Below are 7,358 nucleotides of genomic sequence, written 5' to 3'. Positions count from 1 at the left end.
TATCTGAACTATGTAAATAGTTTAATTCTTCATCTAGTTAGTAAATAAATAATAATTCCAAAACCACCAACGACAAGAACTGATAACACAAAGAAACCAATTGACAATATTTGTAATTTCTTTTCTAGATATCTTACATCGACACTTGATTGATATACAGATTTCTCATGTTTATCTGGTGTATGTTTCATCGCCTCACTAGCAATAAGGCTGCCACCAACACCAGTAAATGCAGTTGCTACAATAACAGTGATGATATTATAAGATAGCAATAAATCTTCTGGAATTACTAAACCTGGATCAGGATTATTAATTATGTAGGCAAGTACTGAAGTGAATATTGCACCAYTCATCAACATTACGTGCCCCTTCTGAATATGAGGCTTTTGCCAACCGACCCCCCACTTGATTAATATGCTAAAACTATATACTAATAAAACCAATGTAAATTCAATTTTTTTAACAAAAAGACCTATAAGGATGGCTAATATATAAATTAACCACCCTAAAATAAGTTGCTTATAATCCTTTGAGATATGCACATATTCCTTCATGAAATAACCTTTATTTATCTATAAACCAAACTCTTTTCTATGATGAGAGAAACACTTAACTGATGGCCATTCACTTACATCTTTTGGTAGAGTGATTCTTTTTGAAAAAAGCTCTTCATAAATCGTCCCTTTAAGGCTTTCCTTAATTAACACTGCATACTCAGATTCATCGACAGCAATTAAACCTAAGTCCCATAGAGTATGAATATCAGCTCTCAACAAAATTCCGTTAGAAATATGGTTAGATTCTTCACCGTTGTAGGGAGTGATATGAGCTGCTTCAAGTACGCTTTCCACGTTAGTTCCAGTAATAGCACAGGCTCCGCCATAAGCACGAATTAGTGAGTTCCTAAATCGCTTTTGACCTCTTCGCTTACATATACTTTGGAAGGTTTTCTCACGGCCATCCTCGGTAGAGTTTGGTTCATAGCCTTCTGTTTCATCTTCAATGTATTCAATTTCGCTATGATACTGACCATCAGTGTTCGTTGGATTAACTTTACCTTGGGCACTGAACCCATCAATCTTAAAATACCCGTTCTTCCACTCACTGATTAAACCTATACCTTTTACCAGGTAGGTCACTTTCTGTGGCTTCTTGGTCTGTTGTATAACAACAGCTACAGGTACTTTATCTTCCATGCATTTAAGTAGTCCCCTGTTGGTAGCGTGTTTATCTCGGTCGCTCGGCTCATGGCCTTCCTGGTAGTAATAATATGTCCAAGTCCCGTCGCTATGATCTACTGGCGTTCTATCGGCATATGGACCATTTATTATTTGTTTCACCGAAAGCGCATATTCACTTTTAGCTGGCTTGTAGATACCTTTAGGTATCATTGCAATCATGAAATCTTTTCGATTGAGTTCACTCCAAGGAACGATCTCCTCCGAATGATCAGAAGCCCACTGCAGCCGTTCTAAATGAGATACTTCAAGGTTCGGGTAAACAGTTTTGTCTAACTGCATGAAAATTCCCCTTGTTTCTATTTACACCAATAGACATTGATTTGTATGTAATTGCATACATCATATCTGTGTAAATATACAGGGTAAAGGGTACTAGAAAAGAAAAAGATGGAAGCTGGATGTGCAAGTGCTAACGAATGTGGAACAGCAACCGCGTCGAGTCATAGCAACAAAACTAGTAAACATACCGAATGTAGAGCGGCAGTCCCAAACCTTTATACTTTACGTTGTTGATCTCCGGAGGAGTCCATGTAGTTCGCAGCTAACTACCGCTGCACTTAAACAGGACTGCCATAGTCACAGAACCCAAGCGGAGCGATTAAGTTGATCGTTGGCTGTCGACTTGAGCAATTTGTTAAGTGCTTCTCTGGTCAATCACGATTTTGAAAGATTTAAAATCTGGCCTTACTTTCACAGCTCGTATTGGCGAAGAGTGTTCTCCGATCAGATTTAATACCGTCTGTTTATCAACGCTACATAAATGCCCAATATATACATCTTTTAGTTGGATACTTGAATCAAACTCTTTGAAATATAACCCGTTCTCTCGTTTCAGTGGCTCTAAGTCTACAAACACTCGATGTTCATCTTCATAAAACCAATGGTTAAACTTTGAAGTTAGAAGTTTATCCATAAAGCTTTCATCGAATTTTTCAGGTATTTCATATCTACTTTTGATGTAGTCAACCTTAGCTAGGATGCTATCTCATCAATCTCAAAACCCAAACAAACCCCCTTGTGATTAGACGCATAATGAGCCCACTGAACAGGGTTATTCCAGTTTCCACTAAAGCACAAGATTCCTCTTATTTTTGAAAGTTGCTCTTTAGTTTTATTGAGCGCATAACGAATTTTCTTGCTAGAAAGCTCAACGCCTAAGAACTCAAACGGATCGTTAAGCTCCATTAGCTCAGAAATTTTCAAGTGCTTACTTCGAAGTGTGCTTTCGACATGCTCTTCTCTAACAAAATGATAAACTCTCATAATACCCCTAGCATTTAACCCCGCCAGCAGAGGCGCAGCTCGCTGCGTCCTGCTGACTGGGTTTGTTAGGATTGGGCACTATCAAACAGCCCGTTTGGAATAAATTTATTGAAATAGAAGCATCTGCCACACTGATGACGCCCGCACTTCTGAGTATAATCACCGGAACATTTTACTAAAATAGTCGGACGACGATCATCATCTTGAACTTCAAATGTTAAAGATGGATCCGGTTTAACTAAAGACAACCCTTCTTCACTTAGAACAACTAGACACATTTCATTCAGTTCGTCATCTTCAAATGGATTACCGGTCCAAACCTCGCCTGTAGGATATAGCACTGTATTTTCAATGCTTTTTATATCACTTGGAAGCTCATAGGTTTCGACTACTTCACCTAAGTGGTTCAATACAGCAATGGTCCCTGGTGAGAGATCAATTTTATTATTAAGATGGTCTAAGCCATGCTTTTCAAAAATAATTAAAGCAGCATCATTAACAAGTGGCTGTATACTTAATGCTAACCCCGAATCAAAAGTTAGGAACATCTCAATAAGAGTTCCTTTATTATTGCTTAACTTACCTTTCATAATATTCTCCAGTGGTCTTGGTTTATCCATTTCGAGCATTTGACCAGAAAGCTGCGAATACCACGGAGATCCTAACGCTCACTTAAACGGACAAAAATTGTTGGCTATAATGTGGAGTAAAGTGGAACAAATCCAACTGTTTTTGTTCAGTTTAAAGTGCTTGTTAGGCAGATTCACAAACCCGACATTCCCAAGTCTCAACATATTCACTTGCATTACCGCAATTATTACAACGGGCAACGAGAGTCATATAGTTACATTCTGTGCACCTTGCAGTAACACCATGACCATGTCCTTGAATTCTGTCATACATCAGAGTCTGTTCTGATTCACACACATTACAATTTTCAAATTCAATTAAATCCTCTGACAAACGATAACCGCACGCATAACATAATAATTCATCGAGATCAGTGCGTGCCCATGTTCGACAATTGCATTGAAAACACTTGTGAACGGCCCAGCCTACCTCATGTGCTTTGTCTTCTGCTAATTCTATATAATCAGGGTGTTTGAGTAATTTTTTGAATCGATTCTCACCAATAAATTGAATTGTACTATCGTCCATATGTGAAAAACCGTTTGGCATTGATTCATCCCAATTTAAGGTATTAATAACCCGAATAAGGACTTCAAGGATGTCACTATCTATAAACTCAGGTAATTCATGTAATCCTAGGTGAGCTATAGAATTACGATAGTGCTGAAATTTTTTCAGTAACGGCTTAGCTTCGGAAAAGTAATCCATATTCATTTCGACATATTCTTTCGAATTCCAATACGGCTTTGTTCTCAATTCGCCTTTACATAATTTTTCTAGTAATTCATCTTCACTCTCATCATGATGTCTATTGTCAACAATAGCCATCCAACCTACATTTCGTAAGTGATATACTTTTGATATTACTTCAATTGCCCCTTGCACATTCAAGATAGACTGGACTATATCAACATCGTTTCTCACTGGAATAAGAATATGATCTAATGCGTGCTGAATAAACCTCCTACAGCTAATCATCAATAATTTTTCAAGCTCTTTAGATAATAATTCCAATGCTATATCCTTAATTTTCCTTACATTTTATTTTACGAATTCGATTTTCATACTCTAGCCAGTATCAGAAGATATGCGATCGTTGATCAATATAACCTATATAGTCTTATCTATATCATTCTACTATAGGATTATCACCCCACAAATGAACCATATTGAGTATGTGATGTATATCATATTCATTATTGATAAGTTAGATGATATTCATCATTTGTTTCTATTCAGTTCATTAAACATTGATTTACGGCTTATCACCATTATTATGGCTGTATGAATATACAGTTGTGACTACTTATGGCCGTTAGAAAACAAACAGGTGGAAACTGGATATGCGAATGCTACCCGCAAGGGCGGTACGGTAAACGTGTTCGCAAAAAGTTTTTGACCAAAGGGGAAGCCCTCGCCTTTGAACGGTTCACAATGCGTGAAATTGAAGACAAGCCATGGCTTGGTTCAAAAGAAGATAACCGTCGGCTTTCAGAATTGATTTCACTTTGGTACGACTACCACGGTAAAAACATCAAAACAGGTAAAATGTACCTGAACGTACTTTCTAACCTTTGTAATCTAATGGGGAACCCTATTGCTGCCAATTGTAGAGGTAAAGACTACACCCACTATCGCGCTAACCGTACAAACATCCTAGTCGGTGATGGTAGAGCCGTTTCCCCCCAAACTCAGAACCTTGAGCTCACTCTGTTAAAAGCGGTTTTCAACGAGCTAATTCGGGTTAAAGAATGGGAATTGCCAAACCCATTTGCAGATGTGAAGAAAATTCGTGTTGGTGATTCTGAATTGGCGTTCTTGTCACCAGAAGAAATTAAAGTGTTATTGGCTTTTGTCACTGAGCGTAACAGCCCAGAAGAAATGGCCAATGTCATTAAGGTGTGTTTAGCGACTGGCGCACGCATTATGGAAGCCGTTTCGCTTAAAGGCAGCCAGCTGTCTAAGTACAAAATCACGTTCATCAATACTAAAGGTAAACGTAACAGAACAGTGCCAATTTCTGCTGAGCTGTATGACGCTATTTATAAGCCTGGTAGTGGGCCGCTGTTTTCGGTTAACTACCACCCTATCTATATGCGTATTAGAAAGTGCTTTCCAGATTTGCCTAAAGGCCAAGCAACCCATGTACTGCGTCATACCTTCGCGAGTTACTTCATGATGAATGGAGGCAACATTCTTGTGCTCCAACGTATCTTAGGCCATCAAGATATAAAACAGACGATGGTATATAGCCACTTCTCTCCTGATCACCTTCAAGATGCCGTTACGAAGAACCCACTCAACTCTTTGTAAGTAAGCAAATTTCCCGTCCTAAAAATGGCGATAAAGTGGCGACAGAATGGCGGCAGAGGTGAATTAATACCGCCTAAGTTGCTGATTATTGCGTTATCTTGAGAATTGTAAGTCATTGATACTAACAGCTAGCCATTGATTTCATTGAAGTTATTTGTTTTTGCCAATAATAGCGATGGTACTATTGCCCCCTTCTTGTAAGGGGGCTTTTTTTGTTCGAGTTTCACTTATTAGAAGATTCACTAACTACCGCGACCACGTTCCTGTTGAGCTGGCTGTAATTATTCCCAACTTCGTCCCCAAGGCGACACAATTTTAATCTGGTTTACTGTTGCATGGAATTAACTAGATTCTTGAATATATGGCTGGTAAACATGGTTGATTTATCTTTACCAATTCCATGGCAAGTAAAACAGTTATTGGCAACCATTTTATCGGGCATTGTATTAGGGTTAGGTTCAGCCTGAAATGTGGTTTCCATGGTTATATTGGCAAGGCCCAGTGAGCCTCTTAAGTGAGGGTTTGCTTTACTACCGACAATATTACCTGATATCCCATCTGCAAAGTTATAGCCTTGAACACTTAACCAAATAGAGCCTGAATAAAAATAGTTTCCCCAGATACTATCATTCTCAGCAAGATTCTTATCCACGCTGTCATTTAGCTGTGTAATATTAGAAAAAGTATCTTTATCTTGCTCACGCTGTTCAGAGCTTGCACTTAAACTGACATCCGTGCCTAAATATGGCAAACCAGTAGGAACCCCATATTGAAACATTCTAAACGTATTATTTATAACCTTATCAGAGCCACCAACCAAGGTAACATCACTACCTTTAGAGCCAACTTTATACAGCGCATAATCCTTGACAGCACTCACTGCCTTGCTACTGTCGTAATACTTAGAGTTATCCGCTGGGCCTTCAAAATAATCTGGGGATAACATGCTGTGTTCAAATGTGGCCCAAATAAATTCTGGATGGTTTTCAACAATACCTACAACATGAATACCCAGTAGTGCAAAATTAGCCCGTTCTTTAAACACAGAGTCGTCTTCAACTAAAGCCTCTCGAACATAAAAGCGCTGTTGAATATCTGTGTCAGGATACAATAATTCCAGCTGAGCCATATCAACCCATGCAGCTTTGATTTCGACTGAACCCACTTCAAACTTGTCTCCAATGTTCACACCATTATTCAAAGCATCGATAGCTGATTGATAGAAGGTATCATTTACATGAATTGAATATCGAACTGGTCCTAAATCTTGCTTCGTACTCAAAACAGTACCGTCCGCTTGAGTAATGTCGTCCAATACCATCAGCTTTAATAACTTAGTCCCCGTTGGATTTAACATGTCATTCCACGGTTCGAAATAAGGCATCATCTTATTATCAACTTGATAAAAGTTCGGTCCAAACATAACCAGATCATCAGTCTTTGAATCAGTTTGCATCAAATAGAGAAATTTATTCCAAGACCATTGATGAAAGTTACAGTTGGTAGATTTATCCTCACCATCAACAAAAGCAAATGGACTTTCTACTCCTTCAGCTGGAGGGAGTACAGGTTGTTTAAACCAACTAGATTTCGCTACACACTCCCCCACTTCTGGATAATAGTCAGAGCCATAAGCTTGTATACCGAATACGATTAACGTTACCAGAATGGTTTTTTTGATTATATTCCCAATGTATTTCATCATTAATATCCCTTTCATTTACGCGTTATTATTAACATTACGACTAAGTCACAGTGTTAATAGCTTCTCCGCATCTAAATTTTTTGTATTTTAATAACAATCAATCTAGTCGAAATCGCACGAGTAAATTATTACGCCTTATTACACAAGGATAAGATTAATGATGTATAGCGATGAATTGATACATCATAGATTTCAAAGCGGAGGCG

The 7,358-nt window shown here is 38.3% G+C and carries 8 protein-coding genes; 1 reads left to right on the top strand and 7 read right to left on the bottom strand.

Features of this window, described 5'->3' with window-relative positions; all coding sequences use genetic code 11:
- Positions 1–29: 29 nt before the first annotated feature.
- From L4D09_RS08920 to L4D09_RS08895, 6 genes are all read right to left on the bottom strand, one after another.
- Positions 30–554, bottom strand: coding sequence for a hypothetical protein (locus L4D09_RS08920; RefSeq protein ID WP_428457143.1), 525 nt, complete (start codon positions 552–554; stop codon positions 30–32).
- Between the two features lie 18 nt (positions 555–572).
- On the bottom strand, positions 573–1,520 hold the full coding sequence (locus L4D09_RS08915) for an HNH endonuclease (protein WP_428457142.1): 948 nt from the start codon (positions 1,518–1,520) through the stop codon (positions 573–575).
- Between the two features lie 355 nt (positions 1,521–1,875).
- Positions 1,876–2,154 carry a hypothetical protein gene (locus tag L4D09_RS08910; RefSeq protein WP_428457141.1) on the bottom strand — a complete coding sequence of 93 codons (279 nt, stop codon included), beginning with the start codon at positions 2,152–2,154 and terminating at the stop codon, positions 1,876–1,878.
- Between the two features lie 59 nt (positions 2,155–2,213).
- Entirely contained in the window at positions 2,214–2,504 is a 291-nt protein-coding gene (locus L4D09_RS08905; RefSeq protein WP_428457140.1) for a DUF2971 domain-containing protein, read from the bottom strand.
- Between the two features lie 65 nt (positions 2,505–2,569).
- Positions 2,570–3,094: a hypothetical protein gene (locus L4D09_RS08900; RefSeq protein ID WP_428457139.1), complete on the bottom strand. Its 525-nt coding sequence runs from the start codon at positions 3,092–3,094 to the stop codon at positions 2,570–2,572.
- Positions 3,095–3,257: 163 nt separating this feature from the next.
- On the bottom strand, positions 3,258–4,148 hold the full coding sequence (locus L4D09_RS08895; protein ID WP_428457138.1) for a hypothetical protein: 891 nt from the start codon (positions 4,146–4,148) through the stop codon (positions 3,258–3,260).
- Positions 4,149–4,442: 294 nt separating this feature from the next.
- Between L4D09_RS08895 and L4D09_RS08890 the strand changes: the two genes are divergently transcribed.
- Complete coding sequence (locus L4D09_RS08890; RefSeq protein ID WP_428457137.1) at positions 4,443–5,447, top strand: phage integrase; 1,005 nt, start codon at positions 4,443–4,445, stop codon at positions 5,445–5,447.
- Positions 5,448–5,772: 325 nt separating this feature from the next.
- On the opposite strand, the gene L4D09_RS08885 is transcribed toward L4D09_RS08890, so the two are convergent.
- On the bottom strand, positions 5,773–7,152 hold the full coding sequence (locus tag L4D09_RS08885) for a hypothetical protein (RefSeq protein ID WP_428457136.1): 1,380 nt from the start codon (positions 7,150–7,152) through the stop codon (positions 5,773–5,775).
- Positions 7,153–7,358 lie beyond the last annotated feature (206 nt).

The organism is Photobacterium makurazakiensis (assembly GCF_050336715.1).
Taxonomy (GTDB): domain Bacteria; phylum Pseudomonadota; class Gammaproteobacteria; order Enterobacterales; family Vibrionaceae; genus Photobacterium; species Photobacterium makurazakiensis.
Note: the sequence above shows the minus strand (reverse complement) of the source record. Positions and strands in the feature narration are given on the sequence as shown.